Source organism: Planococcus glaciei (genome assembly GCF_900099655.1).
Classification (GTDB): Bacteria; Bacillota; Bacilli; order Bacillales_A; family Planococcaceae; genus Planococcus; species Planococcus glaciei.
The window spans coordinates 201,828-228,073 of record NZ_FNDC01000004.1; the positions used below are offsets into that span (position 1 = coordinate 201,828).

Here is a 26,246-nt window from a genome sequence, read left to right on the forward strand (position 1 = left end):
TTCACTTTCAAGAGTGAACGCGGCATTCTTTTTGATTATTCATCAAATGCCAGATCTTTGACCCATCTGGCCATATGCTGTTTGATGGACTGATTCGCTTCAGGGTTCGCATTTTTTAATAAGGTGACATTGTAATTTTTTTGGTTTTCGCTTTCCACGAAGGTGGGGGTAAAAGATGGTTTTACCAATTCAATCTTGGCTGATTCGGCGTCTGTCGTTTTGACCGCTTGAATGTGAAGAATGCCGCCAATTTGCTTTTCCAAGCCTTCTTGCCCTGAAAGGAAATTGCCTAAGGAATAAATAACAAAACTTTTTCTGCCATCAGTGGTTTGAATCCATTCTACTGGCTGCAGAACATGAGGATGATGCCCTAAAATCAAGTCGGCACCTTGTTCTACGGCAAAATGGGCGAGTTCGACTTGTTCTTCAGTAGGCATCGTTTCGTATTCATTTCCGAAATGCAGGCTTAATACGACTACATCGGAAACACCTTTGGCTTTTGCCAAATCAGTTTGCAATGTTTGTTTATCGATCCGGTTAAGCAAGTAGTTTTTGCCGCTGGGGGTTGGAATGCCGTTTGTGCCATACGTATAAGAAAGAAAAGAAAACTTGATACCATTTTTTGTTAGCGTTGTGAGTTTGTTTCGTTCTGCTTCCGAGGCATGAGCGCCTGCATGGTGTATTCCGAGGTGATCCCAGTAATTAATGGCACTGAGAATTGCCTTTTCTCCTCTGTCGAGCGTGTGGTTGTTCGCCATGGACACGACATCGATTCCCGTATCTTTCAACGCATCGGCCACTTCATAAGGGCTGTTGAAAGAAGGGTATGTGGAAAGCCCGATTGACTCTCCTCCTACAATGCTTTCGGAATTGGCAATCGTGATATCAGCCGCTTCAAGAAAAGGTTTTGCTTCATCAAGCATGGGGGTGAAATCAAAACCACTGCCGGTTTTTGCATCCAAATAAACCCGCTCATGAATTAAAATATCGCCGACTGCTGACAAAGAAACACTGGAAGATTTTATAAGTTTGGAAGGAATGATAGCGACAGGAGCACTTCGCGCTTCAAATTCTTCAGCTTCCGGTGCAGGAGCAGCGCTGTTCGTATGGGAGAAGCAGCCGGTCAAAAACAAACACAGCAAAATCAGAAGCAGGATTAGCAAATTTTGTTTCGTTTTCACCTTAGACACTCCTAAAAGTTCAATATGAATTATCGAGTCCTCACAAATCAAAAGACTTATGTATTTAATGATATAGTACTATAAAAACCGGGTTTTATATAGTCTTTTTGTGATGGCTTTAAAGGGGAATTAACTTTTCTTGCGGCCAGTACTGAAAGGTTAATGAAAAAAACGCAAATAACTATCCAAGTCTTTTAGGCTATTTATCGAAAATAAATAACTTCCAGTAAGCAATATAGTTATCCACAAGTACACAAATTTGACTGCCCTTAAACGGCTTTTCCTGAATGAATAAGATTTCTTCGAATTGCCGGCTGACAGCATGATTCAAAGCTATGCAATTGATTTTCGAAATATTGACAATTAACAGAAAAAATATAGTATGAACTATAGATAGACTTTTTGCTTTTTCATTCACCGCTTGCAAAGTTCACTATTTCAAGAGGGAGGGAAAAAAACTTGGCTACTTTTGAGGAAAAACAGCCTGCCGTGTCTATGGAAAAACTGAAGTGGATGTATGAACAGATGGTGAAAAGCCGTTATTACGAAGACCAAATGGTAGAAGTTTATACCGAAGGAAAGGCGCCGGTCTTCAATATTGGCGCCGGTCCGGTTCCAGGCGAAATGCACTTGTCAACCGGACAAGAACCGGCTGCCGTGGGAATTTGTGTGCATTTGACTAAAGATGATACAGTGACCGCTCCGCATCGTCCGCATCATCATGCCATTGCCAAAGGCGTCGACTTGAAAAAAATGACGGCCGAAATTTTCGGCAAGGAAACGGGGCTTGGCAAAGGCAAAGGCGGCCATATGCATTTGTTTGATCCGGACGTTAAATTTTCCTGTGGCGGAATTGTTGCTGCAGGCATTCCGCATGCTGCAGGTGCAGCACTGGCCAGCAAGATGCAAGGAAGAGATTGGGTAGCAGTGGCCTTTATTGGAGAAGGGGCAGCGAACGCAGGCGCCTTTCACGAATCGCTGAACCTGGCGGCGTTATGGAATCTTCCGCTTATTGTGGTAGTGGAAGACAATTCTTACGGAATTTCTGTTCCAAAAGCGTCTTCTACAGCTGTTGCATCCAATGATCTCCGGGCAGCGGCATATGGAATTTCAGGGGCATACGTAAAAGGCAACGATCCGATTGCCATGTATAAAGCATCAGAAGAAGCGGTTGCAAGAGCACGGGCAGGCCAGGGCCCTACCATCATTGAAATTGAAACACATCGTTATTTAGGGCATTTCCAAGGAGATCCTGAATTATACCGTGATAAAGCGGAAGTTCCGGGGCTGCGCCAATTGGATCCGATTTTGAAGCTGCGGAACATGCTGCTAGAAGCAGAACAAGTCTCCGAAAAAGAGATTGAAAAAATTGAAAAGCAGGCAAAGAAAAAAGTGGATGAAGCATATCAATTTGCAAGAGACAGCAAGTACCCAGAACCCGAATCCGCTTTAAAGGATGTTTTTACATCTTAATAATGAAAGGGGAAAATTCCGAATGGAAACAGCAAAAAAACGGATTTTAACCGGGAACAAAGCGATGGCAGAAGCCATTGCGCTTGAAATGGAGCGGGATCCAAGCGTTTTTGTACTCGGTGAAGACATCGGGAATTACGGCGGCATTTTTGGTTCCACCCAAGGGCTGATTGAAAAATTCGGCGCTCAGCGGGTGTTGGACACGCCAATTTCTGAAACGGCCTTTATCGGCGCCGCTATCGGTGCGGCTGCAGAAGGCATGCGTCCGGTAGCGGAATTGATGTTCGTCGACTTTTTCGGCGTTTGTATGGATCAAATTTACAATCATATGGCGAAAATTCCTTATATGTCCGGCGGCAATGTTCGGTTGCCGATGGTGCTTATGACAGCAGTCGGCGGAGGCTATAATGACGCTGCGCAGCATTCGCAAACGCTTTATGCGACGTTCGGCCATATGCCAGGAATGAAAGTGGTCGCGCCTTCCACTCCTTATGACTTGAAGGGCATGATGATTTCGGCCATCCGGGACGACAACCCGGTGTTGTTTATGTTCCACAAATCGCTGCAGGGATTGGGTTGGATGGAACAACTGGATGTATCTGCTGAACATGTGCCGGAAGAAGCCTATACAGTGCCGCTTGATAAAGCGAAAGTCGTGAGGGAAGGAAAAGATGTCACGATTGTAGGCGTCCAAATGATGACCCATTACGCTGTAGAAGCAGCAGAGAGATTGGCAAAAGAAGGCATTGAAGCCGAAGTGATCGACTTGCGGTCTATTGCCCCAATTGATAAAGACACGATTCTTCAGTCAGTCAAAAAGACACATCGCTTGTTTGTCGTTGATGAAGATTATAAATCCTATGGCATGACTGCCGAAGTGACTGCAATTGTGGCGGAGGAAGTATTTTACGATCTGGAGGCTCCGCCGCGCCGCTTAGCCAATCCGGATGTGCCAATTCCTTACAGCCGTCCGCTTGAAGATTTTGTCATACCGAATGTGGACAGAATTTTCGAACAAGTAAAAGCATTAATGGATGAAGAATGAAACTGGAGGCGTTCGAATGATCGAAGTGAAATTGCCGAAAATAAGGGAGGATGTCAACGAAAGCTTAGTGGTCATCTGGTTCGTCTCTGAAGGAGACGCTGTAAAAGAAGGAGACCGACTGCTTGAAATCCAGACAGAAAAAGAAGTGAGTGAAGTAGAAGCGGAAGCCAGCGGCACCATCAATGAGATTATTTATAAAAGAGGCGAATCAGCTAAAGTCGGGGAGGTGCTGGCAACGATTAATCCAGCAGAAAACACGCAGGAAACAAAACCGGAAGAGCAGAAAATCGTAGAAAACACAGAGCCGGAAACAAAAAATCCAGGTGATGGGCAAAAGCGGGAAGAACAGAAGATAACAGAGAACGCAGAACAGCCAAAAGAGGCTTCCGGGCAAACCGAACCAGCCAAAACGGTTCGATTGGCGCCTGGGCTGCGCAAGCTGGCACGGGAACTGAATGTTCCGTTAGAGTCTGTTGCTGGAACCGGAAGAAACGGCAAAATTACCGAAAAAGACATCCGTAGAGTGGCGGGCCAAGCCGCAGTAGTAGAGCCTGCTGGAAAAGCGGAAGAACCACAGCAAGAAAAGCCGGAAGAAGAACCGACACCAGAAGAATCAACAACAGGCAAAGCTTTAGATAAAGCACAAACAAAAGAAGTGCCTGAGAAAGAAACAGCGCAAGAAAATATGGAAAATGAAGAATTGCCAAATGAGGAACCGCTAGAAGAAGAACTGGCACAGCAAGAACAAGCAGCGCTTGCTGAACAGGCGGAGGCTATACTTGAACCGGAAGAAAACGACCGCGAATCCGATGCTGTATCGTTTTCTGGGATTCGGGGAGTGATTGCCAGACGCATGACAGAAAGTCTGCAAAACAGTGCGCAGCTTACTGAGACAGCTTGGGCCGATGTTACAAAACTGCACAGCAAAAAAGATGCATCAGGAAAAGAAGCAGGTTGGACAGCCGTCGTTGCAAAAGCTGCAGCCCTGGCTTTAGGCAAGCATCCGCTCGTAAATGCCCATATTAAAGAAGGGCAAATCCTTCCGCAAGAAGCAATCAATCTGGGATTTGCGGTTGATACGGATCGCGGCCTCCAAGTCGCGGTTCTACAAGAGGCAGACAAGCACTCGCTTGGCGATTTGCAAAAACATCTTGCGGACCTCGCGGAAAAAGCGAGGAACGGCCAATTGGCGAATGAACAAAGTGCCGGCAGTACGTTCACCATCACCAGTCTAGGGGCATACCGCATCCAATTTTTCACGCCTATTATCAATCCACCGGAAACGGCGATCCTGGGCGTTGGAACGATTGAAACCTACCTGGCACTCGAAGGCGGAAAAGTACAGGAAAGAAAACGGCTTCCATTGAGTTTGACAATTGACCACCGGGCGATTGACGGAGCTCCGGCTGCGAAATTCCTGGGAGATTTGATCGGGCTTCTGGAAAAACCGAAACAGCTGTTTAAAGAAGATGAGGAACTGGAGACAGAGAAGACGGCAGAAAAAAAGAAAGACAAAAAGAAAGGCAAAAAGAAAAGAAAAAAGAAAAAATCCTGAAAAAGAAGCGGTTCATAAGAGGCGTCTGGCGATAGTAGAAATCGTCCGCATGCCGACAGAAACCATTCTTCTAGAAAGTCATTTGTTTTGGCAACAAGTTAAGCTTTTCAGTATGTGCAAGGCATTCAGGAACAGGAGGAACATGCGTGGCCAATGAATTTTTGCAAAAAGGCATCCGGGGGACGAGTGCACATACAGACGCGGCCGTTGTCTTTGAAGGGCTGGACTGGCAGGAAGCTGGTGAGAGACCGGAAAAGTGTCCGCATTCTGTGTGGCAGCTGCTGTGGCATATGAATTACTGGCAAGACTTTATGCTGGCCTACTTAAAAGGCGAGGCGCCGAGAAATCCGGAACATGCGGCAGAAACCTGGCCTGAAGATCCGAGGCCAGCGAGTGAGCAGGACTGGGTCCAGGAAGTTGAGCGGTTTTCAGCCGGCCTACAGCAAGCTGAACAGGAGTCGGCAAAAGATTTTTCGGAAGAAGGCTTCGGCAAAAAAAGAAGAACGCGTGCGGATCTGCTCATGGTGATTATCAATCACAATAGCTACCATGCCGGACAAGTCGTCTTCGTGCGCCGGATGATTGGCGCTTGGCCACCGCCTTCCGGTGGCGATACATGGTAAAGGGGAAAGAGTAGGGTGGTGAATTAGCGCTAAAAATAAAACTGGTATTAATCCTTCATGAAGAAGCACGTTCAGGAAGGTTCAAGGAAGATCGAAAAAGCATGGCAAAAGGCTAAAACTATAAAAGGAGAAGAGTGTCATGGCTAAACTCAGACCAAAAAGACGAAACGAGTTTTTCCCCAGCCTCTTTGAAAGCACGGTAGAAACAGATGTATTCAACAAATTTTTTGGGGAGACTCACTACCCGCAAGTGGACATCCAGGAAAAAGAAAATCGCTATGAATTGGAAGTGGACTTGCCTGGATTTTCTAAAGAAAATGTCGAAGTGGAATACCGGGACGGCTATTTGGAAATCCGTGGTACAAAAGAACGGAAAAGCGATACAGAGGAACCGGAAGGGCGCTATATCCGTAAAGAACGGACATATGGCTCATTCCGCCGCAGTTTCTATATTGGAGAAATTGAAGAAGACCAAGTAGCGGCCACTTTCCAAAATGGGGTTTTGACGCTGAGCATACCAAAAGCGCCGAATTTGCATAGCGATCATCAGGGACATCGTATTCCCATTGAGTAGAAAAAGGGTGAATCTAAAAGGCAGTTTGGATATTCCAAACTGCCTTTTGCTATTCCCGGATTGTTTGCAGACAGTTAGTTGAATTCAAAGGAGAAGGCAGAGCGGTAGGCAGGAAAGTAATCCGAATCGATGGGAGTGCCCGTTGCTTCACAAAGCTGGTGATAAACAGATTCGTTCCATATTTGCCATGCTACACAAAGATTGAAAGAAGTATTTTTGCCAAATTGCTTTTTAAAGAGATAAAGAGATAAAGAGAGTTGTCCGGTGCATTTGTCCGGCCGCCGCCTTCATGAATCAATTCCACGCTGTTCTCTTCCCTCCGACCGCCAGAGCATAACGCAATATGAATGCAAGAGACAAAGAATTGAACTCCCGCATGGTTCCGGATAAGTGAATATGTATGGTCTTTACATAAAGGAAGTTTAAGGACATTCCAATTTTCTGGCCTTCATAGCTTACTTCCACCAGCAGCAGGTTTGGCCCAAAGTATGTCAGAAGCTTTTCAGAATAGGCATCTGTACTCGAAAAATAAATCCCATTCTTCCACTAAGTAAAGAAGTTTTTTGGTAAAAATCTGAATAAAAGGATGGGTTTATAACTAATTGATATTAAATTGTAAATTTTCTGACACAAACATTGTTTTATGCGTTACTATTTGTTTAGGCAATGAAATGAATCATCCTACAGAGGACTTATAAACTGCGATAAGCAAATGAAAGATGCATCCATAGTTTGAAAGTTTTCGCATCGGCACAATAGGAGGGATTAGTCATGGATTGTTTTTACAAAATTTTCTCCCTTGTGCCTTTTAACCTCTCTTTGTTTTCCTGGCCTTACTGATTCGTATCTTAAAGTTAATCGTTGTTCTTTCTTGATGCCTAGCCAAGCCGACAATTTAAGAAGGAGATGGAACTTGATGCAGCATAATCAGCTTTTGACTACCGAAAAAGTCCAATATACGTTTACGCGTGTAAAAGACACCTACGAGGAAAATGGACAAAAATTCATTACATTGTTTGGCAGATTGACCGTTCAAAACGATGGCCAGTCGAAAAGTGCATGGGTTGAAATCGAAGAAGTGAAATGGGAGCAGGCGACAGAAAAACTAAAGAATATGCCGGATGCCATGTATATGTTCAATGTCTCCAAACAAATTTTTAAAGATTTGCTTCATATTGCAAACAGCCATCATCAGGAATTATACTGCTTAACGCCTGTTTATCTGGCGAGAGAGTATAACCAATTGCACAGTTAAATCTATACATATTGACAAGGAACTTAACCGGAAATGGAAAAGTTCCTTTTTAATTTGTCGAAGTATCGCAGAACTGCTGGAACGCCTATCTGGCAGAAGAGGCAGAGCTGTATATGGAAATTGGGATGCAATCTGTTTGTGCATAGAGTTAAGCCTAATTTGGCTATAAGGCGGGTATAGAAAAGAAATATATGAATTGCCTTAACGCTAAATCAGGAGGAGGTCATCCCATGTACGAAAATGGCTGGAACTTATTGTATTTTAAAGAAGCTGCCTTGCTGTTTTCCGACCATTACGGAATAAAACTAGATACAGATGTGCCAAATCCCTTTCAAAGCAAATATGAGAATATCGCCCAAACGGAAGAAATTGAATTGATCCATCCGATGACAAAGCAGCCTCATTCGTTTCAACTCCATGAATACGCATACGGGGATGAAATTCTGCGTTATGCAATTGCAGAGATGATGGAAAACGGGTTGAATTATCAGTGTGTATGGCAGAAGGCAGAACCGCTTGAATCCGGGAATGCCCAAAACGAAAGTAAAGAAACAAACAGCCTGATTAAGTTGGACCACCGTTATGGCGTTTACCATTCCGTACCAGGGATGAAAGAATTTCTGGCTCGCTATCAAGCTATGCCATTTCTGGAACTCTGGCAGGAATACCATGAATATTTAAAAGCCAAATTTGGGGAAGCTGTTGTGCCTTTATTGCCAGGGAATGCCAGTGATGACATTGACGCTGTTTTCCACTTATGCGAAGCAGAACCTGTCGGGGACTTTGTCTCGCTGTACCGCTACTGCGATGGCAACGATCTGGATATGTGGATGGAGTTAGTGGAAGCCGGACATCCTGCTTATGCCCACATTACAGGATATCCCCTGATGAATTTGCGAGAAATCCGTTTGGAAGCCGAAGAAGCAGCGCGGGAAGCGATCAGCCGGGAAGAAGTCCAATCAATACCGGAAGGCTTTGTAAAAGACAATTTTATGCTGGCGCAGAAAATACCGATTTACCACGACGGCGGTGGAAACTTTATCGCCATTGATTTGGATCCTGACACCAAAGGATATTACGGCCAAATTGTCGAAGTGGACCACGAATACGAAGATCGACTCGTTCTGGCGGATAGTTTAAAGGAATACGTCGCCATTCTCTATTATTTCGTAAAAGAGCTGGGGGTTATCTACAACGGCGAAGGCTTTGAAGGGGAAAAACCGATATCTGCCTATATTGTACGAAGTGAGTAAAATCAGCGGGGCTTCCGCTGTTTTTTTCATGCATGCCTTCCGGCCAAATGAATGGATACCGATGAATTTTGCTTTCAGCTGTAGTATGTTTAAGTAGAAGTTAGCTTATCGCATAAGAAGCGATGAAAAAATTCAGTAGCTGGAGGGGTTTTATGAACATCTTGCTGATGCTGCGGGAAGCATTTTATGGAGCGGATCCGAATTTGATCGAAGAGCTGAAAAAAATCGGAAACGTAAAAGTCTTGTACACCGATAAGGGAATCGATAAGGAAGAACTGAAAAACGAAGTTAAAGACACGGATATTATTTTGGTGAATATCGTGAAAATTGATAAAGAGGTTATGGATGCTGCCCCACATTTAAAATACATCGTGAAGTTTGGAGCGGGCGTCGACAATATTGACATTGCTTATGCCAAACAAAAAGGCATCCGCGTCACAAGCGCTCCGGGATTGAATGCACAGGCGGTGGCCGACCATGCTTTTGGCTTGATGCTGTCAGCTGCCCGGGACATCCCTAGAAAAGACAAGGAAGTAAAGTCGGGCTATTGGGATACAACAATGGGATATGAAATTTATGAGAAAAAACTGGGCATCATCGGTTTTGGTGCAATTGGAAAAGCTTTGGCGAAGCGGGCGATGGGCTTCGATATGCAAACGCTGGCTTATGGCAATTACAAGGATTATGAGTTGGCTGAAAAGCTTAACGTCCGTTTTGTCGAGCGTGATGAATTGTTTAAAGAAGCCGATTACATCATTATCGCTACGAGCCTGACTGCTAAAAATAGGCATTTGGTAAACAAGGAAACGCTCTCGCTGATGAAACCGAGCGCTTTTTTGGTGAACATTTCCCGTGGGCAATTGGTTCACGAGAAAGATTTGATCGAGGCGTTAAAGAGCGGGAAAATCAAAGGCGCAGCATTGGATGTATTTGAAAAAGAACCGCCGGACAGCGAATTGCCGAAACTTGAAAATGTAGTGGCAACTCCGCATGTAGGAGGAGCCACTTACGAGGCAGTAGCCCGTATAAGCGATTTATCGGTCTCTAATATTAAAAGCTTGTTGAATGAAGAGGACTTGGATTTTGAAGTCCTTTGAAATTAAGTGTTGAAACTGTTTTTTGTATATTTGATGCATAAAAGAGAGTGTTGGATGAAACTGTATTCATTCTGCCATCTCTTTTTATATTGTAAAATAATGAACATGTTGACCTAGAAAGGAGCGATTTTCGGACAATTTTTAATTCTTCTTTTTTATTCGGACAATGAAAATAAAAGAAGAAAAACATGGTAATATTTATTCTTAAAATAGAATAATAAAAAGGAGAACGAAGCAGCCGCAGAGAATTATACTTATTAATACTACATGCTGCAAATAGACCGGCAATACAAGAACGTGCCAAATTAAGAGGGGGGAAGAAAGATGTTAATCCATTCTAATGAAGATCATGTCGCGGCTTTGGTGTTGGAAGAAGTAACGGTGCTGTTTGAAGAAATGAAAGCGTTTAGCCAGCTGTACGGACCGGATAAAGAAGACTTGGAAGAAGACGATGAAGCAGCGTTGCTGCTGATTGGCATCAATCTTCTTGCCCCTGCCAGTTTGAACACCTATATCGAAGCCATTAAACTGCTTTCCTATTTTCTGTCGGAGCATTGCTGGCAAGAAGAACCGGAAATGGAGATGCGCTGCAGCGAGCTGCTGGACCGGGCGAAGGAAATTTTGCCGGCAGAAAAGCGCCATCGCCGTTCCATCCGGAAATGGATGCTGCAACTGGATGAGAAAATGTTGCGGGCTTTTATTTAAAGGCGAAAACACTGCTTTTCAATGAGCCGATTGATGTGAAAGGGAACGCCAGGGGCGTATACTGACAGTGAAAATTAAATCCGGAAAGGGGATTTTGAAAGTGGACGGTTCACAATTGCTGCACCGGTCGGTTGCTGCCATCACGATTGACGGGCCAGGCGGAGAAAGTTATTTGGAGGATGGAGCCTTTTCAGCTCCGGTTGATGCTCCAGCGGAACTTGGAGGCGCAGGACCGAAAGCAGCTTTTAATCCGGGCCGTTTTTTAGCTTTGGGATACAGCACCAGCTTCAGTTTCATTTTAGCGAAAATCATGCAGGATGAAGGGAAGTCGGCCCGGACACGGGTAAGCTGCATCGTATCACTGTTCACAGATCCAATGGATGAAGGATTTAACAAAATCGGCATGGACTTGGAAGTTGCAATCGAAGGAATGGACGAAAGCGAAGTGCAGCGGCTGGCAGATGAGACGCATGTACATTGTCCGGTATCAAAAGCAGTGCTTGGCAATGCCGATGTGCACATCAAAATTATTCCTTACAAAGCAGAAAGCAAGCCGCTGGCATCTGCTGATTGACAAGCACTAGCATAGAAAGAAGCGGTTGAGCCAATTGGCTCAACAGCTTCTTTTTTGCTTTGCAAGAGAAGGAAGACAGGATCGGTCTTACGTTTTTCGAAGCACTTTAATGGCGCGGAATAGCCAGTAACCATAAATTCCAATAATGCCATAGTCGATAAGGATAATTAAGGCTGGAACGTAATCGGATGTATTGCCGGAATCTGTAGACATTCCAGCTAAGAACAATGGCATAATCGGCAGCATAACTGCACCCGGTCCTGTACTGACCAGCAGCAGGGCACCAGGGGCTATCACCAGCCATGGCCAAACCGGTTTTTTCTTTCCTCCTGCTTTTTCTGCTTCAGGAAAGGCAGAAGGAAGTTCTGTTGATTTCTCTTCCAATGCGCTATTGCGCCGGACTGCACTTCCAATTGTACGCTTTGCCCATCGGATGGCCAGCAAAGCCCCTGCTGCAAAGCTAAGAGCAACCAGCAGCATAACCACTGACACTACACTGAATTCTTCCGGCTTCCAAATGGGAAGGAGGGCGGTCATAAAAACAATTGGAAGCATAGATACCAGAATAAATGCACTGACGATTAGAACAAACCAGGCGAGCATCGGCGGCCGTGTAGCAGGTGACTGCATCATTGAGTTTTCCCCTTGAACAAATGTTTTTCCTTATTATAAGGCAGTGCAACTAGGAATGAAATATTATTTGAACTTTAATTAGGCACTAAGGCATGGTTGGGGAATGGTTAACATGCAGCGTCAATAAATTAAGCGTTTCCCGGAAATCGTGCGGGCAACGTGGATTCCGCTTGTTGCCACTCCGATTGTGCCGGCTCCCGGAAAAATGTGGTCGCCGCAGACATAAAGGCCCGGCAGTCCGGAACGGTGTGAAATGGCGTTAAACAAAGCGGCGTTGACAGTTTGCGGAAAGCCTCCAACATAGCCGTTCGGACGCCCGGTATAATGTTCCCACGCCCTGGGTGCACCGGTTTCAAGATAAAGGATGGCTTCCTGGAAGCCAGGGATCAATTTTTCTATGGCCCTGAGAATGCGGCCAGACACAGTTTCACGGGAAGCCTCGTACTTGTCCTTCGTATCCCAGTTTTCGAAGCGGGTATGGGTAGAGATGGTTACGGTTTGTATGCCTGCCGGAGCCCGCAGCAAATCATCCGGCCTTGAAGAGGACATGAAAAAGTAATCGCCCTCGGCCAAGCCTACTCCATTTTTTGCAGCGATTTGGCGGAATAGCGGCAATGGGGCTTCCAGTTTTGACGAATCGACAGCGATATACAATGACAAAGTGGTCCAAGTTGGAGTGGCAATTCCTTCCTGCAGCGGCTTTTTCAGCTTGTTGAGCAGGGAAGGCGCCAAGAGCTCGGGCAATTGGTGAATCGGCACATTCAACACTACATGGTCTGCTTGATATATGTTGCCGCGCTGGTCGGTCGCTGCCCATTTGCCGCCCTGTTGCTGCAGTTTTACGACGGTCCGCCGTTTCTTCAAGGTGCCGCCATTTTCAGCCAGGCTTTTGCCCATGATTTCGGCGAGTTGATACAAGCCGCCAGGAATGTAATATGCGCCTTCGTGGTAAATATCCAGAGCCAGCGCTGCAAGCAAATAAGAGGCGTCTTTGCTGCCGGTTTGCAAGCTGTCAATCAGCAAGGCATCAATCATTTGCCGAAACAGCTGCAATTGATCCAGGCCATGTCTCTTTAGGCGTTGTTCAAGTGTCTGGTTGAAGAAAGGCAATAGTTTTGCATGGCGTGGGCGCAGAGCAGCCGTCAAAAATGCCCATTCTTTTGGCGTACTGGGCGGAAGTGTGGGAAGTGGCCCCATCAATGTCCGGATATTCGCTGCAACCGAAAAGATTTCGCTATAAAAAGCCTGGATCTGCCGCTCGTATTCAGGGAAGCGGCTGACCATTTGGCTGACATGCTTTTCCCGGTCTTTAAAAAACTTGAAAGCAGCTTCCGGATGCACCATTTCCATGACAGTTTCAAGCGGCTCAAGCGGGAAAGGTTTTTCCAAATAACGAAACACCCGTTCAACAATCCCGTTTTCTTCGAGCCCCATTCCGAGCGTAGCACCAACTGGAAACAAGTATTGATTGCGCTGATACTTTCCGGCACAACCGCCAAGTTCAGAGGAGGCTTCAAGAAGCGTAACATCCATCCCGTATTTTGCCAGCATTGAAGCGGCCGTTAAGCCGCCGATTCCCGCCCCTACTACTAAAACCGATTGGTCCATCCCGACTCCTCCTTTTTTTCTATTATGTTGGTACTTTCTTTGCGTTGGCAAGTTTAGGGCAATTGCATCCATTGCTCGTACTGTTTAATATAGCCTGAATTTCTTTATAAAGTTTTAAAGAAGAGAACATAGGCAATAAAAAAGCAGGTGCAAAATTATTTTGCGCAAAAAATTTAAAGTTTAAAATTTTCGAAAAAAACATTTGCGCCTTTAAAGAAGGCATGGCAAAATAGGTGAAAGGGTTTTCATAACAGACAGCGAGGAGAGGGATTATGAAAAAACAGCAGGAAATCGAAATACCTTTTTTAATGGCTTTGATTCCTTTGGTCATCATGATAGCGATAATGGCAGTGACCATTATCAAATTTGGAGGAAGCCCCCATGTTCCTTTGCTGATCGGAGCAGCTGCAGCAGCCTTCATCGGATGGCGCTACGGCTATAAATGGGATGTTATTGAAGAAGGGGCCTATAAAGGCATACGCATGGCGCTTCCGGCGATTGTCATTATTATTCTGGTGGGCCTCATCATCGGTGCCTGGATCGGCGGCGGTATTGTGGCGACGATGATTTACTACGGATTGAAAATCATTACACCGTCCTTATTTCTGGTAACCATCTGCGTTATTTGTGCCATTGTCACTTTGGCAATCGGCAGTTCCTGGTCAACGATGGGAACCATTGGCGTTGCCGGTATGGGAATCGGCGTGAGTATGGGAATTCCGGCTGCCATGGTGGCTGGAGCGGTCATTTCCGGCGCCTATTTTGGCGACAAAATGTCTCCATTGTCTGATACAACGAATTTAGCTGCAGGGATTACCGGAACGGATTTGTTTGTACATATAAAACACATGATTTATACCACGATTCCCGGCCTGGTCATTGCTTTGGTCGTTTACTTTTTCCTTGGCCGGCAGTTCGGTGGAGCAGCGGTGGATACAGGAAACATCAGCAGCATTTTGACGGCGCTGGAAAGCAATTTCGTAATTTCGCCTTGGCTATTGCTTGTGCCGCTTGCCGTAGTGGTGATGGTAGCGAAAAAAGTTCCGGCTTTGCCAGCTCTTGCTATCGGTGTATTGCTTGGCTGGTTGTGCCATGTCTTTATCCAAGGCGGCAATGTGGCAGATGCGGTCAACACATTGCACGATGGCTTCTCGATTTCAAGCGGAAACGAAATGGTCGACAACTTGTTTAACCGCGGCGGCATTGATTCGATGATGTATACCGTCTCGCTTACCATCGTGGCCATGATTTTCGGCGGAATCATGGAACAAGTCGGGATGCTGCAGGCCATTGTGAAGCAGATTTTGAAAGTGGCGAAGTCTGCCGGCAGCCTGATTGCTGCGACGGTTGTATCGGCATTTTTTACAAATGCAACTGCATCTGAACAATACATTTCGATTCTTCTTCCGGGAAGAATGTATGCGAAAGCTTTCAAGGATAAAAACTTGCATTCGAAAAACTTATCGCGGGCACTCGAAGATGGCGGAACGGTTACTTCACCTTTGGTGCCTTGGAATACATGCGGCGTTTTCATCCTGGCCACATTGGGCGTTGAGACATTTGCCTATGCCCCTTATGCCGTGTTGAATTATGCCATACCGATCATTTCCATCATCATGGCTTTCCTCGGCTTGAAAGTGGAATACTTAACAGAGGAAGAAATAAAAGCCCTCAAAGAAAAAGAAGAAATACACGCAGAGGAAAATACGGAAACCGACTCTTCGGGATCAGTACTGACATGAATTTGAAAAGGCATCAAGCTGAAACCGCTTGATGCCTTTTTATTTTTCATTTCCCCTTCAGCTGCATTTAAAGGTTTTCCTATTCGGGTAATGGATGGAAAAGGACTGGAACGGAGGTCAGTGGATGAAGAAAAGAGGGCTTGGCATTCTTTTTCTTTTACTTCTTATCCTCCTCGCAGGCTGCCAAGAAGAACAGCAAGTGACACCAAAAGAACAGCTGGAGGAAGAGCAGGTCACACCGGAGAATCGCCTGATGGAGTATATCAGCCGCTGGGAACAAGGAGATTTTGCTGGAATGTACGAAGGGTATTTGACGGAAGGCACAAAAATGGCATATGAAACAGCAGTTTTTGTAGATTGGCAGAAGCAGCTGCATCAAGAACTGGCGATTCAAAACGTGGAAGTGGCTTATGCAAAGCCGGAAGAAGACATGCGTTGGAGCAAGGAGGAGCCGGCTGATTTCCGCATTCAAATCACAATGGATACGGCAGCCGGGCCGGTGGAATTTGACCGGACCTTGACGATGCTGTTTGAAGCGCAGGGAGGCAACGAAGACTGGTTCGCTGAATGGAATCCGTCATTTATATTCCCGCAGCTTGAAGAAGGCGATACGGTTGAAATTGAACGGAGCAATCCTGAGCGCGGCGAACTCCACGACCGCAATGGCAAACCGATTGCCGTCAACGGCAAAGCTTTTGAAGTGGGCGTGGTTCCGGTTAATTTTGATGAAGCAGCAAAGAAAAGCGATTTGGCGGCCCTTTTGGACATCACACCGGCAGAAATTGACCAAAAGCTCGGCCAAAGTTGGGTCCAGCCTGGCCATTATGTGCCGCTCGCTGTCCTGCCGGCAAAAGCGGAAGCAGCCTTGCAGCAAATTTTTGCGATACCGGGAACGGAGCGACGGGAAGTGCAGCTGCGGCAATATCCGTACGGCGAAGCGCTGTCCCATGTCTCCGGCTTTATTGGGCCGATAACAGCGGAGCAATTGGCAGAGCGGAAAGGCCAGGGCTACGGTCCGGATGATTTGATTGGGCGGCAAGGGCTTGAAGCGGTGCTGGAGGACCGGCTTCGCGGCGAGCAGGGCGTTCGTATCTTGCTTCGGAAAGCCCTTGAAGGAATTGACCCGATTGTTGCCGCAGAAAAAACGGCAAAGCAGGGGGAAATCATTAAGTTAACGATTGATGCTGAACTCCAAAAGAGGATTTACCAGGCGATGAAAGGACAAGCAGGTGCAAGTGCCGCTGTTGATCCGAATACAGGTGAGACCATCGCGTTGTTGAGCTCTCCTGGCTTTGATCCGAATGTTTTTGCCGCCGGCATTAAAGGCTCGGAATTCAGCAAGCTGCAAAACAGTGCGTTAAAGCCTCTGTTTCCCCGCTTTACTGGGAGTTACGCCCCGGGAGCGGCCATTGAACCGGTCATTTCTGCTATCGGGATGGCTGCCGGCAATGTTTCCTCAAAGGAAATAGGGCGCGATGTGTTGCTGAAAGGATTAAAAAGTTTTGGGTTCGGGGAAGAAATGCCGCTGCCATTGAGCTTGGCCGTTTCACAAATTTCCAATGACGGCACTTTGGATGCAGTTGGCCAGCTTTCGCAAGCCAAGTTAGGAAGAGGGCAGATGCAAGTGAACCTTCTTCACTTGGCTTCGATGTACGAGCCTTTTGCAACTGGAGGCGCAATATACAAACCGACGCTGCTGCTGGAAGAAAAGGATGAGATTTGGAAGGAAGGGCCGCTCAATCCTGAACAGGCAGAAGCCGTGCGCACGAGTCTGCAAAGTACGGAAGCCGGCAATTTGCTGGCTGAGAAAACCGGAACTGCACAAAATGGAGGGATAGAAACCGGTTTTGCCGTCAGTTTCAACAAAACCAATCCGAATATGATCTTGGCCGTCATGATTGAAAATGCAAAAGAAGACAATCGTACAGCAGACGTTTCTGCAGTTTCTGCCTCAGTGTTCAAGGAGTAGAAAGCCGTACTTAGCCTATTGCCATTATGGATTGTATGGAAGGAGACGTTTTCATGGAACTTGTAAAACACTCGGAATGGCGGGACACGAAACTGACTTTGCATTTACTGTCACAGATCTTGGGGAAGCTCCGTCTGGAAACTGCGCAGCAGGAACCGCAATGGGCGCATGTTATGCTGACGCTTACAGTGGATGGCTTTTCCACCGGGCTTCTTTACATCGAAGACCATGTTTTTCAAGCTGATGTGGATATCCGAAAAAATGCGCTATCCATGAACGTGGACGGCCAGGAACATTCTATGCCGTTGCAAAATGGAACTCCGATAAAAACCTATTATGAATTTGTCTTTCAGACGCTGCAGCAGCATGGAATATTCATTGCGATTAATCCCCGTCCGCAGGAAATGGCTGTTGCAACCTTATTGAGTGAAGATACAGTTCATCATGTTTATGAGCCGCTGCAAGCTTTGAGGGGCTTGGAGCTGTTTCATTTTGCGCAGCGCGAAGAACTGCAGTTCGTCGGGCCATTGCGCTGCCGGAAAGTGAAGCCGGGCTTGTTTTGGGGAACATTTGATGTGTCGGCTATTGTTATTCAAAATATTGCCGAACCGTTTCCGGAGGATAAACCAATCGAGAAAGCGGCTTTCGACGAACAATTTATCGAATTTGGGTTTTGGTTAGGCGATGACCGGACAGATGCTCCGTCCTTTTTCATCTTGCCTTACCCTTTCTTATATAAGAATTTGAATGATCCTTCGATAGAACCCGAGGAAGCTTATTATGATAGCCGGGCAAGTGAATTTTTTCTGCCTGTCCCTGCAGTGATGAACGCTTCTTCTCCAAGCAAGGCTGTACAGCGGTTTTTCAATACGGGCTTTGATGTATTAACCCGGGAGTTGAAGTGGGAAGGGTGTGAATATTATAAGACGCCGTTGCTGATGAAATCCCAGCCCACCATGAAAAGTGAAAACTAAGGGCTTGGTAGGAAAAGGCGTTTTTTCTTGTTGGCAAAAGCCGTTGCTGCCTGCGAAGAAATGGTTTTTCTGTTTCGGTGTTTAAGTGCAAGAACCGATGGCTAAACATTCTTATAGACAAAAATAGAAGGGGGCAATGTGCGATGAACATCCGGATTGAATGCACATACCGAACAGCGAAAGGAACAGAAGCTTTCTTCCGTTCCGAAGAAATGCCTGCAGGCAAAGGAATGGTCATCGCTGAAGATTTGGAGCGGACCGGGCGCGCCAAAAACCTGGTGTTTGTGGACGGCTACGACAGTTCCTGGACAATGAAGGAAATGAAGGGCTATTTGAAAGGCGTGGAAACGGAGCCGCACAATGTGACTGTTTATTTTGACGGCGGCTATGAGCGGGTAACGCAGCGGTCCGGCCTTGGCTGTGCCATTTACTACGAAATGAACGGAAAACCCTATAGGCTTCGCCAAAATGCGGCGGTCGCAGAACTGCTGTCGAATAATGAAGCCGAGTATGCAGCCTTGTACATGGCAGTGCAGGAACTCGAAGGCTTGAATGTCCATCATTTGCCGGTCCGATTTATTGGGGATTCAAAAGTGGTCATCAACCAGATGGGCGGGGAATGGCCGGTCATTGAAAAAGACTTGCTCCGTTGGGCAGACCGCATCGATGAAAAACTGAATAGCCTCGGCATTCAGCCCGAATATGAACTGATTCCGCGCAAAGGCAATGCAGAAGCGGATCGGCTGGCGACGCAGGCTATGAACGGAACCCAAATTTCCGGAACCATTGAGTTGATCCCTGGCAATTGAATGGAACAACCGATAAGCTTGCTTTGGGAAGCACATGTGGATGTGCAAGATCCAGTTAAAGATGGAATGACCAATTGGAAAGGGTGTTAGCATGAGATTTTCGGCATTGAAAAAGACAGATATTCAAATTTCGGCGCTTGGACTGGGAACCAATGCAGTTGGCGGCCACAATTTATTTGAAGGTTTGAATGAAGAAGAAGGAAAAGATTTTGTCCGTGCCGCGCTGGACAATGGCATTACATTTATCGATACAGCCGATGTATACGGCAAAGGGCGTTCGGAGGAACTGGTGGGGGAAGTGCTGAAAGAGTACGACCGCAGCCAGTTTGTCGTTGCTACAAAAGGCGGAAGCGACTGGCGGACGGGTACCCGCAACAACAGCCCGGAATACTTGCGCAGCGCCTTGGAAGACAGTTTGAAACGGCTGCAGCTGGACTATGTCGATTTGTATTATATCCACTGGCCGGATGACAAAACACCGATTGTTGAGGCCATTGCGGAACTGTCCCGTTTAAAGCAGGAAGGGAAAATCAAAGCGATCGGCGTCTCCAACTTTTCACTCGACCAACTTCGCGAAGCCAACTCTACTATGGAAATTTCGGCAATCCAGCTGGAATACCATATGCTCGACCGCAAAATTGAAGAAAACATTTTGCCTTATTGCGTCGAGAACAATATTTCAGTTGTAGCGTATGGGCCATTGGCGTTTGGCATCCTGGGCGGCAACTATACAAAAGATCTGCAGCTGGAAGAAGGCGACTGGCGCAACCGGGTGCCGCTGTTCCAAAAAGGAAATTTTGAGAAGAACATCGATTTTGAGAAGAACATCGAGATTGTGGAAAAGCTGAAAAAAGTGGCAGACAAAAAAGGAACGGATGTCTCGAATTTAGCACTTGCTTGGCTTCTTGAACAGCCGGGCGTTGACGCCGTCATTCCGGGCGGCAAAAAACCGGAGCAGGTAGAGTCCAATATTGCAGCAGCGGAAATTCGGCTGGAAGCAGAATTGATGGATGAAATTGACAGCATCCTTCAACCTACACGATAAGCAACATAAGCTTTATGTAAACCGTATCAAAAGCACAAATTGTATTTTCGTTCTTAACCGATCCGTAGCTAGTACGGATCGGTTTTTAAATGTGGCGAAAATATGAACGAAAGAAAAAAGTGTAATTATTTTCAGAAAACTCAATCTTATCAGTTGCTATTCGAAATGAAATAGATTATAAATAAGTTGTACAAAAGTTTTACAAATAAGATGCAAGGGAGAGGTTCACATGAAGAAAGGTTTAGCTTTATTCGCAGTTGCTTTGGTTCTGTTCCTATCGTTCGGTATGGGAGTTTCAGCAGATAGCCATACAGCCAAAGTCAGAGTTGTTCATGCTTCACCGGATGCACCCGCTGTCGATGTCTATGTCAATGGTGATGCAACACTTGAGAACGTGCCGTTTAAAGCAGACTCTGGTTATTTGGAAGTGCCGGCAGGGACGCACAATGTAGAAGTTTTTGCTACAGGCACTGAATATGCAGAAGGTGCTGGCGTACTGCAAGCAGATTTAACCGTTGAAGCTGGAAAAGCTTATACAGTTGCAGCAGCGAATACTGTCGATGCACTTGAATTTGTAGTTGCTGAAGATTCAATGGAAGTAACTGAAGGGAAAACAAAAATTCGTGTGGGCCACTTGTCTCCTGATGCACCGGCTGTGGATGTTGGGCTGATCGGCGGGGACGCTGTCTTCAGCGGAGCGGAATTCCCGGGAATCACTGATTACACAGAGTTGGATCCAGGAACATATGATTTGGAAATCCGCTTGCCTGATGGAACTCAAGTATTGCCGCTAGAAGGAACTGAATTGGCAGCGGACACAGTATACAGCGTGTTTGCCGTGAATAATGCAGATGCTTTGGAAGTGATTGCTTTGGTTGATTACGAAGCTGCAGCATCACCAGATGGCATGCCGACAACCGGACTTGGTACACCGGACCAGTCAAATGCTCCTTGGATGTTGATGCTTGGTACACTCGCTTTGTTTGGAGCTAGTGCAGTTGTTTGGAAAAAACGATTTCAGGAATAGTGTGCTGATTGCCGCGGCAATTGTCTTTCTTGGCGGCTGTGGGCAGCAAGAAGATGAAGTGAGCAAGCGCACTGAAAATATAGACTTTGTGGCAGAGAAACCGGCACCCGTCGAAGTGAAAAAGCCGGTGCCGGTAGCCAACCCGATTAATACTGTTAAAAGGGAAGGCATTCTGCCGACAAAACTGGAAATCCCCGCGATAGAGGTGAAATCTGAAATCCTCCATCTGGGGCTGACAGAAACAGGGGAAATGGCAGTGCCGGATAACGGCGAAGAAGTCAGCTGGTTTTCTCATGGCTATCAGCCTGGAGAAAATGGGCGTGCAGTGATTGCAGGACATGTTGATGATTTGGAAGGGCCGGCAATATTTTGGGACCTCTCCAAACTAAAGGCGGGAGATGAAATTCTCGTGGCCGAAGGAGACAAGCAGCTCCGATTCAAAGTGTACAAAATGGAATCGGTTCCATTGGACAACGCTGATTTGTCTTCAATATTCGGTTACCAATCTTCACCGGAATTGGTCTTGATCACTTGCGCCGGAACTTACGATTATTCCAGAGGGACACGGGAAGAGCGGTTAGTCGTATATGCCAGTTTAATAGAAGAATAATTTTAGACGCAAAAACAGGAAAGGCCGAGCAGCCTTTCCTGTTTTTGCGTTTTTTAGTTTTCATCTTCCGGAAGCTCCCGGTGAGTTTTTGGATATCCCATGGAAACCCATTCAGAACGATAAGAGGAGTCCAGTTCAGTCAAGCCAACTTCGGCATGGTCGTACGGGGCGTTCGGGCTTTCCCGGTGGTCGACTTCTGTGCTGTTGCGCATATCGTGGTCCGGAAACACCCAAACGGTTTTTTTGCGGCTATTGAACGTCTTCACCAAAACAAAAGCGGTAGCGGCTGCTGCACTGGCGTAAAAAATTTTTTGCATCGCTTCACTCATGGGAATTCCTCCAATTCTATAAAGGATATTTCTTATCGCTTTCCCGTTTCCCTCCATATTTAATCATTGCGCGGTTTTGCAAACGGCTAATAGAAGATGCAGATACCATTTGTGCATGAGCCATCTCCTTTAATTTTAATAAGAATAAAAAATGATTATTTAGATACATTAACTTTTGCCTATCGTAACATCATATTTTTAACAGGTCTATCCAAGGTAAGCGAATTCTTGAAAATAGAAAAAACCTCCAAGGTTTGGAGGTTTGAAAAGGTTTACTAGACTTTCGGCAAATCTTTGATAAGTGAAATGAACGATCGGGATGTATAAGGGAGGTAGCGGTTTTTGGCAGAAATGATGCCAAGCACCCAAGGAAATGTATTGGTCAGTGAAAGCGTCTTGAACGGACCGTTTTTGGACCGTTCGCAAATCAATTTGGGCATCAATGTAATGCCGAGGTTTTTTTCGACCATGCCGACAATGAAATCCCATTGGGAACTTTCATATGCAATTTTGGGTGTAAACCCTTCGCTCAAACAGAATTCAATCGTCCGGCCATTTAATGTGAATTCTTTGCTCAACAGCAAAAAAGGATCGTCTTTGCATTCGATTAAATCGATGGTTTCCCGATGTGCCAATGGATGGGATTCATGGACAAGCAACTTTATTTCTTCGTGTACAAAAGGTACGACATCGAATTTTTCCTCGTCTACCGGCAGCATGACAAATCCCAGATCGACTTCTCCTTCCAGCACTTTTTGTTCCACTTTTTTTGCACCGTCTTCTGCGAGCATAACGGTGACTTCGGGATAAGCCTTTTGAAACTCCGCAATAATTGTTGGGAAAAACAAAGTGCTGATGACAGGTGGAAGACCGATTTTTATTTTTCCTTTTTTTAAGTTCATGACGTCATAAAGAGAAGCAGTCAAGTCATCCAGGCTGACAACAATCTTTTGCGCCTGCTCGAAAACCACGGCTCCTGCATCCGTTAATTCAATTTGCCGGGAAGATCGGTCAAACAAGGTGACTTCCATTTCTTCCTCCAAGTTTCTGACCATTTTGCTTAAAGTCGGCTGAGTAACATGCAAGGCAAGCGCCGCTTTTGTAAAGCTTTTGTGTTTTGCAACTTCAATGAAATAAGTTAATTGACGAATATCCACAATGCATCCTCCTGTTATAACAAATAGTTATAGAACCTATACTTATTATTCATTTTACCTATCATAAGTGTGAGTGTACACTTAAAAAACCGCCGCTGATAAATATTTTAGAAAATTTACGCATTTTACACTGAAAAGAGAGCGCTTTCAAATTTAGCATTTGTACTTATATTATATTCTGCAAAGGCGGTAAAAAGAATGATGCAGCGGATATGGCGGCAGTTGAAAATCGCTGCACTGGACTGCTGCAAACGAAGGAGGAAAAATTATGTTTAGTATGATCGGTTTAATTGGTGGATTGGCATTGCTTATCTTTTTGACAATGAGAGGCATGAATCTGCTGATTGCAGGGCCATTAAGCGCATTGGTTGTCGCGGTATTCAGCAGCCTTCCGCTTTTCCCGCAGATGGTGGCTGAAGGAGAAGTGAACTTCTTAGGCAATTACATGACCGGATTTTCCGGGTTTATCACATCCTGGTTCCCGATGTTCCTGCTTGGAGCAATTTTCGGAAAGTTGATGGAAGACAGCGGAGCAGCTGACAGCGTATCCCGTTGGCTCGTCAGTAAAATCGGCCTTAAGCGAGCAGTGCTGGCTATTGTCATCGCTTGCGCCGTGCTGACATACGGAGGGGTAAGCCTATTCGTCGTAGCATTCTCGGTTTATCCAATGGCACTCAGCTTGTTCAAACAAGCGGATCTTCCGCGCCGGTTTATCCCGGCCGCTTTGGCTCTGGGTTCGGTTACGTTTACGATGACATCCGCAGGGTCGCCGGAAATCCAGAACTGGATTCCAATTGAGTTCCTGGGGACGAGCCCGTACGCTGGATGGGAAGTCAGCATTGTCGTTGCTGTATTTATGGCAGTATTCGGCTACTGGTGGCTCAAGCGCATGATCAACAAAGCCGTCAACAAAGGGGAGCGCTTCGAAGCGCGCAAGACAGATCCAATCGTGGAAGAACGCAATTTGCCGAATCCATTGATGGGATTGATCCCGCTCCTGGTGGTTCTGGTCATTTCGTATATCTTCCATGATTCATTGAAAACCTCAGCGTTGATCATTGCACTTTTAGGTGGAGTGATTGCCACTTATTTATTGAATAGAACACATTTCCATGACTTGGGCAAAGCATTGACCGACGGAACAATCGGAGCGTTGATCGCTATTGGGAACACGGCCGCCGTTGTCGGTTTTGGCGGTGTGGCAAAGGCGGCGCCGGCTTTCCAAGTGGCGGTCGATGCCATGACGAATATCCCGGGAAGCCCGCTGATTGGCGGAGCCATTGCTGTAAGTGTGATTGCCGGCATCACCGGATCATCTTCAGGCGGACAGGCTATCGCATTGCCGTTATTGGCACCGCATTATTTGGACATGGGAGTAAATGCGGAAGCGCTGCACCGCACAATCGCAATTTCTTCCGGAGCGCTGGATTCCCTGCCGCATAATGGATATGTCGTGACAACCATCCAGGGCATTTGCGGAGAAACGCATAAAGCGGCTTACGGATCGGTAGGGGCGGTAACGGTGGTTGTGCCGCTTCTGGGCACCATTATTGCAATCGTTCTGTTTTCTTTAGGAATGGGCATTTAAATCTTAGTCGAGGTGATTCGTATGGTGGAAAATAAAGTAGTGTTTATCACGGGGGCAGCAAGCGGCATCGGGTATGAAATCAGTGCCGATTTTGCCAAAGCGGGTGCCAAAATCGTATTGACAGACATCAATGAAGATGCCGTTAAGGAAGCCGCACAGACCTTGAAAAACCAAGGTTTCCAAGCGATCGGCATTAAAGTGGATGTGACGGACGAAACGGAGCTTTCAGCAGCAATCGATCAAGCAGTAGAAGAGTTCGGTTCACTTGACGTATTGATCAATAATGCAGGCATGCAATTTGTCGCGCCGATTGAAGAATTCCCGACGGAAAAGTTTGAACTGTTGGTGAAAATCATGCTTGTCGCTCCATTTGTAGCAACGAAACATGTATTTCCAATTATGAAGAAACAAGGCAAAGGGCGCATTATCAATATGGCTTCCATCAACGGACTGGTTGGCTTTGCCGGCAAAGCGGCTTATAACAGCTCCAAGCACGGCGTAATCGGATTGACGAAAGTGGCTGCTCTTGAAGGTGCGGAATACGGCATCACAGTCAACGCCATGTGCCCGGGCTATGTGGATACACCGCTTGTGCGCAATCAAATGGGCGATTTGGCGAAAACACGCAATGTTTCGCTGGATAAAGTGCTTGAAGAAGTCATTTATCCGCTGGTTCCTCAAAAGCGTCTGTTGTCTGTGCAGGAAATTTCGGATTATACGATGTTTTTGGCAAGCGACAAAGCATCTGGTATTACAGGGCAGGCAGTCGTCTTGGACGGCGGATATACGGCACAATAATAAAAGACCATCCGTTCGCAAGACACACGGATGGTCTTTTCATGCAATCTCATTTTTTCTTAGCCAGTTCCAATGTAATATCGGCTTTTTTCAAATCATGCTGAACTTGTTCATTTACATCATAAGCATGATACATTTCATTTTTAATCATGTATTGGGCAATTTTGTCGTGCGTATCAATCGCGATGTCCAACTCACGGCGCAGTAATTTCTTAACCTGAGGAGTAGCAGTTTCGGTAATCGCAACTGCCAGATTGCGGACGGCTGCTTTTGCAGTCACTAGGAAATCAGTGGCAATAGCCAAATCATCCAGCATAGAGCCGGGAATCGCTAAATTTTCTTTATTGATTGCTTCTGTTTCAGTTTTTTTCTGTTCGTTTTGATTAGCCATAATATCCTTCCTTTCCACTGAATTATTTTGAAGAATCTTCCAATATTTTGCGCAAATCTTTAATCGCTTTTGTAGAAAGTTCAATGTCTTCTTCAAGAATTTCTTTCAACTTTGGGTCTTCAACCAAGCCGCTGAATACTTTGCTTTTCGCAACGCAGGCGGTTTTGAAAGTCAGTATTTCATGGACTTCGAGCAGTTCGTGTGCAGCGTATTCTTTTGCCATTAAAAATC

At 46.0% G+C, this 26,246-nt stretch carries 26 protein-coding genes; 19 read left to right on the top strand and 7 right to left on the bottom strand.

What is annotated here, in order from left to right; genetic code table 11:
• Positions 1-35: 35 nt before the first annotated feature.
• On the bottom strand, positions 36-1,181 hold the full coding sequence (locus BLQ32_RS07700) for a CapA family protein (protein ID WP_074509834.1): 1,146 nt from the start codon (positions 1,179-1,181) through the stop codon (positions 36-38).
• A gap of 495 nt (positions 1,182-1,676) precedes the next feature.
• Between BLQ32_RS07700 and BLQ32_RS07710 the strand changes: the two genes are divergently transcribed.
• The 10 genes from BLQ32_RS07710 (at position 1,677) to BLQ32_RS07755 (ending at position 11,335) form a co-directional block, all read left to right on the top strand.
• Positions 1,677-2,654, top strand: coding sequence for a thiamine pyrophosphate-dependent dehydrogenase E1 component subunit alpha (locus BLQ32_RS07710; protein WP_074509920.1), 978 nt, complete (start codon positions 1,677-1,679; stop codon positions 2,652-2,654).
• Positions 2,655-2,676: 22 nt separating this feature from the next.
• Positions 2,677-3,699, top strand: a complete 1,023-nt coding sequence (locus BLQ32_RS07715) for an alpha-ketoacid dehydrogenase subunit beta (protein WP_074509838.1) — start codon at positions 2,677-2,679, stop codon at positions 3,697-3,699.
• A 16-nt stretch (positions 3,700-3,715) separates the two neighbouring features.
• Positions 3,716-5,254, top strand: a complete 1,539-nt coding sequence (locus BLQ32_RS07720) for a dihydrolipoamide acetyltransferase family protein (RefSeq protein WP_074509840.1) — start codon at positions 3,716-3,718, stop codon at positions 5,252-5,254.
• 146 nt (positions 5,255-5,400) lie between these two features.
• Positions 5,401-5,877, top strand: coding sequence for a DinB family protein (locus BLQ32_RS07725; RefSeq protein ID WP_175557087.1), 477 nt, complete (start codon positions 5,401-5,403; stop codon positions 5,875-5,877).
• 139 nt (positions 5,878-6,016) lie between these two features.
• Entirely contained in the window at positions 6,017-6,451 is a 435-nt protein-coding gene (locus tag BLQ32_RS07730; protein ID WP_053166221.1) for an Hsp20/alpha crystallin family protein, read from the top strand.
• 916 nt (positions 6,452-7,367) lie between these two features.
• Positions 7,368-7,706, top strand: coding sequence for a hypothetical protein (locus BLQ32_RS07735; RefSeq protein ID WP_074509841.1), 339 nt, complete (start codon positions 7,368-7,370; stop codon positions 7,704-7,706).
• Positions 7,707-7,936: 230 nt separating this feature from the next.
• Positions 7,937-8,959 carry an SMI1/KNR4 family protein gene (locus tag BLQ32_RS07740; protein ID WP_074509843.1) on the top strand — a complete coding sequence of 341 codons (1,023 nt, stop codon included), beginning with the start codon at positions 7,937-7,939 and terminating at the stop codon, positions 8,957-8,959.
• 152 nt (positions 8,960-9,111) lie between these two features.
• Positions 9,112-10,056 carry a phosphoglycerate dehydrogenase gene (locus tag BLQ32_RS07745; RefSeq protein ID WP_074509845.1) on the top strand — a complete coding sequence of 315 codons (945 nt, stop codon included), beginning with the start codon at positions 9,112-9,114 and terminating at the stop codon, positions 10,054-10,056.
• Positions 10,057-10,380: 324 nt separating this feature from the next.
• A complete protein-coding gene (locus BLQ32_RS07750) occupies positions 10,381-10,761 on the top strand; it encodes a hypothetical protein (protein ID WP_074509846.1) in 381 nt (126 codons plus the stop codon).
• Positions 10,762-10,861: 100 nt separating this feature from the next.
• Positions 10,862-11,335: an OsmC family protein gene (locus BLQ32_RS07755; RefSeq protein WP_175557088.1), complete on the top strand. Its 474-nt coding sequence runs from the start codon at positions 10,862-10,864 to the stop codon at positions 11,333-11,335.
• An 87-nt stretch (positions 11,336-11,422) separates the two neighbouring features.
• Here the strand turns inward: BLQ32_RS07755 and BLQ32_RS07760 are convergent, their stop codons facing one another.
• Positions 11,423-11,968, bottom strand: coding sequence for a hypothetical protein (locus BLQ32_RS07760; protein ID WP_074509848.1), 546 nt, complete (start codon positions 11,966-11,968; stop codon positions 11,423-11,425).
• Between the two features lie 120 nt (positions 11,969-12,088).
• Positions 12,089-13,576, bottom strand: coding sequence for a phytoene desaturase family protein (locus BLQ32_RS07765; RefSeq protein ID WP_074509849.1), 1,488 nt, complete (start codon positions 13,574-13,576; stop codon positions 12,089-12,091).
• Positions 13,577-13,848: 272 nt separating this feature from the next.
• Here BLQ32_RS07765 and nhaC point away from each other — a divergent pair, with 272 nt between their 5' ends.
• The 7 genes from nhaC (at position 13,849) to BLQ32_RS07800 (ending at position 21,752) form a co-directional block, all read left to right on the top strand.
• A complete protein-coding gene (gene nhaC, locus BLQ32_RS07770) occupies positions 13,849-15,318 on the top strand; it encodes a Na+/H+ antiporter NhaC (protein ID WP_053166214.1) in 1,470 nt (489 codons plus the stop codon).
• A 124-nt stretch (positions 15,319-15,442) separates the two neighbouring features.
• Positions 15,443-17,287, top strand: a complete 1,845-nt coding sequence (locus BLQ32_RS07775; protein ID WP_074509851.1) for a penicillin-binding transpeptidase domain-containing protein — start codon at positions 15,443-15,445, stop codon at positions 17,285-17,287.
• A gap of 53 nt (positions 17,288-17,340) precedes the next feature.
• Positions 17,341-18,261 carry a DUF5996 family protein gene (locus BLQ32_RS07780; protein WP_074509853.1) on the top strand — a complete coding sequence of 307 codons (921 nt, stop codon included), beginning with the start codon at positions 17,341-17,343 and terminating at the stop codon, positions 18,259-18,261.
• A gap of 143 nt (positions 18,262-18,404) precedes the next feature.
• Positions 18,405-19,070 carry a reverse transcriptase-like protein gene (locus tag BLQ32_RS07785; protein WP_074509855.1) on the top strand — a complete coding sequence of 222 codons (666 nt, stop codon included), beginning with the start codon at positions 18,405-18,407 and terminating at the stop codon, positions 19,068-19,070.
• 91 nt (positions 19,071-19,161) lie between these two features.
• Positions 19,162-20,115 carry an aldo/keto reductase gene (locus tag BLQ32_RS07790; protein WP_074509856.1) on the top strand — a complete coding sequence of 318 codons (954 nt, stop codon included), beginning with the start codon at positions 19,162-19,164 and terminating at the stop codon, positions 20,113-20,115.
• Between the two features lie 229 nt (positions 20,116-20,344).
• Entirely contained in the window at positions 20,345-21,142 is a 798-nt protein-coding gene (locus BLQ32_RS07795; protein ID WP_036804569.1) for a DUF4397 domain-containing protein, read from the top strand.
• Entirely contained in the window at positions 21,108-21,752 is a 645-nt protein-coding gene (locus BLQ32_RS07800; RefSeq protein WP_244890334.1) for a class F sortase, read from the top strand. Before BLQ32_RS07795 ends, BLQ32_RS07800 begins: the two co-directional genes overlap by 35 nt.
• Before the next feature lie 53 nt (positions 21,753-21,805).
• On the opposite strand, the gene BLQ32_RS07805 is transcribed toward BLQ32_RS07800, so the two are convergent.
• Together BLQ32_RS07805 and BLQ32_RS07810 are read right to left on the bottom strand one after the other, a co-directional pair.
• Positions 21,806-22,081: a hypothetical protein gene (locus BLQ32_RS07805; protein WP_053166208.1), complete on the bottom strand. Its 276-nt coding sequence runs from the start codon at positions 22,079-22,081 to the stop codon at positions 21,806-21,808.
• Between the two features lie 275 nt (positions 22,082-22,356).
• Positions 22,357-23,238 (bottom strand): LysR family transcriptional regulator, encoded by an 882-nt coding sequence (locus tag BLQ32_RS07810; RefSeq protein ID WP_074509858.1) that lies wholly within the window; start codon positions 23,236-23,238, stop codon positions 22,357-22,359.
• A gap of 268 nt (positions 23,239-23,506) precedes the next feature.
• Here BLQ32_RS07810 and BLQ32_RS07815 point away from each other — a divergent pair, with 268 nt between their 5' ends.
• Positions 23,507-24,826 carry a GntP family permease gene (locus BLQ32_RS07815; protein ID WP_074509860.1) on the top strand — a complete coding sequence of 440 codons (1,320 nt, stop codon included), beginning with the start codon at positions 23,507-23,509 and terminating at the stop codon, positions 24,824-24,826.
• Positions 24,827-24,847: 21 nt separating this feature from the next.
• Positions 24,848-25,624, top strand: a complete 777-nt coding sequence (locus BLQ32_RS07820; RefSeq protein WP_053168400.1) for a 3-hydroxybutyrate dehydrogenase — start codon at positions 24,848-24,850, stop codon at positions 25,622-25,624.
• 49 nt (positions 25,625-25,673) lie between these two features.
• Here the strand turns inward: BLQ32_RS07820 and BLQ32_RS07825 are convergent, their stop codons facing one another.
• Both BLQ32_RS07825 and BLQ32_RS07830 read right to left on the bottom strand, forming a co-directional pair.
• Positions 25,674-26,015, bottom strand: a complete 342-nt coding sequence (locus BLQ32_RS07825) for a spore coat protein (RefSeq protein ID WP_074509861.1) — start codon at positions 26,013-26,015, stop codon at positions 25,674-25,676.
• A 22-nt stretch (positions 26,016-26,037) separates the two neighbouring features.
• Positions 26,038-26,238: a spore coat protein gene (locus BLQ32_RS07830; protein ID WP_036804579.1), complete on the bottom strand. Its 201-nt coding sequence runs from the start codon at positions 26,236-26,238 to the stop codon at positions 26,038-26,040.
• Positions 26,239-26,246 lie beyond the last annotated feature (8 nt).

Excerpts from the sequence above, each read along its gene's own strand:
- BLQ32_RS07710 (WP_074509920.1), top strand. The coding sequence starts at position 1,677 with ATGGAAAAACTGAAGTGGATGTATGAACAGATGGTGAAAAGCCGTTAT.
- BLQ32_RS07715 (WP_074509838.1), top strand. The coding sequence starts at position 2,677 with ATGGAAACAGCAAAAAAACGGATTTTAACCGGGAACAAAGCGATGGCA.
- BLQ32_RS07720 (WP_074509840.1), top strand. The coding sequence starts at position 3,716 with ATGATCGAAGTGAAATTGCCGAAAATAAGGGAGGATGTCAACGAAAGC.
- BLQ32_RS07730 (WP_053166221.1), top strand. The coding sequence starts at position 6,017 with ATGGCTAAACTCAGACCAAAAAGACGAAACGAGTTTTTCCCCAGCCTC.
- BLQ32_RS07735 (WP_074509841.1), top strand. The coding sequence starts at position 7,368 with ATGCAGCATAATCAGCTTTTGACTACCGAAAAAGTCCAATATACGTTT.
- BLQ32_RS07740 (WP_074509843.1), top strand. The coding sequence starts at position 7,937 with ATGTACGAAAATGGCTGGAACTTATTGTATTTTAAAGAAGCTGCCTTG.
- BLQ32_RS07745 (WP_074509845.1), top strand. The coding sequence starts at position 9,112 with ATGAACATCTTGCTGATGCTGCGGGAAGCATTTTATGGAGCGGATCCG.
- BLQ32_RS07750 (WP_074509846.1), top strand. The coding sequence starts at position 10,381 with ATGTTAATCCATTCTAATGAAGATCATGTCGCGGCTTTGGTGTTGGAA.
- BLQ32_RS07760 (WP_074509848.1), bottom strand. The coding sequence starts at position 11,968 with ATGATGCAGTCACCTGCTACACGGCCGCCGATGCTCGCCTGGTTTGTT.
- BLQ32_RS07765 (WP_074509849.1), bottom strand. The coding sequence starts at position 13,576 with ATGGACCAATCGGTTTTAGTAGTAGGGGCGGGAATCGGCGGCTTAACG.
- nhaC (WP_053166214.1), top strand. The coding sequence starts at position 13,849 with ATGAAAAAACAGCAGGAAATCGAAATACCTTTTTTAATGGCTTTGATT.
- BLQ32_RS07775 (WP_074509851.1), top strand. The coding sequence starts at position 15,443 with ATGAAGAAAAGAGGGCTTGGCATTCTTTTTCTTTTACTTCTTATCCTC.
- BLQ32_RS07780 (WP_074509853.1), top strand. The coding sequence starts at position 17,341 with ATGGAACTTGTAAAACACTCGGAATGGCGGGACACGAAACTGACTTTG.
- BLQ32_RS07785 (WP_074509855.1), top strand. The coding sequence starts at position 18,405 with ATGAACATCCGGATTGAATGCACATACCGAACAGCGAAAGGAACAGAA.
- BLQ32_RS07790 (WP_074509856.1), top strand. The coding sequence starts at position 19,162 with ATGAGATTTTCGGCATTGAAAAAGACAGATATTCAAATTTCGGCGCTT.
- BLQ32_RS07795 (WP_036804569.1), top strand. The coding sequence starts at position 20,345 with ATGAAGAAAGGTTTAGCTTTATTCGCAGTTGCTTTGGTTCTGTTCCTA.
- BLQ32_RS07805 (WP_053166208.1), bottom strand. The coding sequence starts at position 22,081 with ATGAGTGAAGCGATGCAAAAAATTTTTTACGCCAGTGCAGCAGCCGCT.
- BLQ32_RS07815 (WP_074509860.1), top strand. The coding sequence starts at position 23,507 with ATGTTTAGTATGATCGGTTTAATTGGTGGATTGGCATTGCTTATCTTT.
- BLQ32_RS07820 (WP_053168400.1), top strand. The coding sequence starts at position 24,848 with ATGGTGGAAAATAAAGTAGTGTTTATCACGGGGGCAGCAAGCGGCATC.
- BLQ32_RS07825 (WP_074509861.1), bottom strand. The coding sequence starts at position 26,015 with ATGGCTAATCAAAACGAACAGAAAAAAACTGAAACAGAAGCAATCAAT.
- BLQ32_RS07830 (WP_036804579.1), bottom strand. The coding sequence starts at position 26,238 with ATGGCAAAAGAATACGCTGCACACGAACTGCTCGAAGTCCATGAAATA.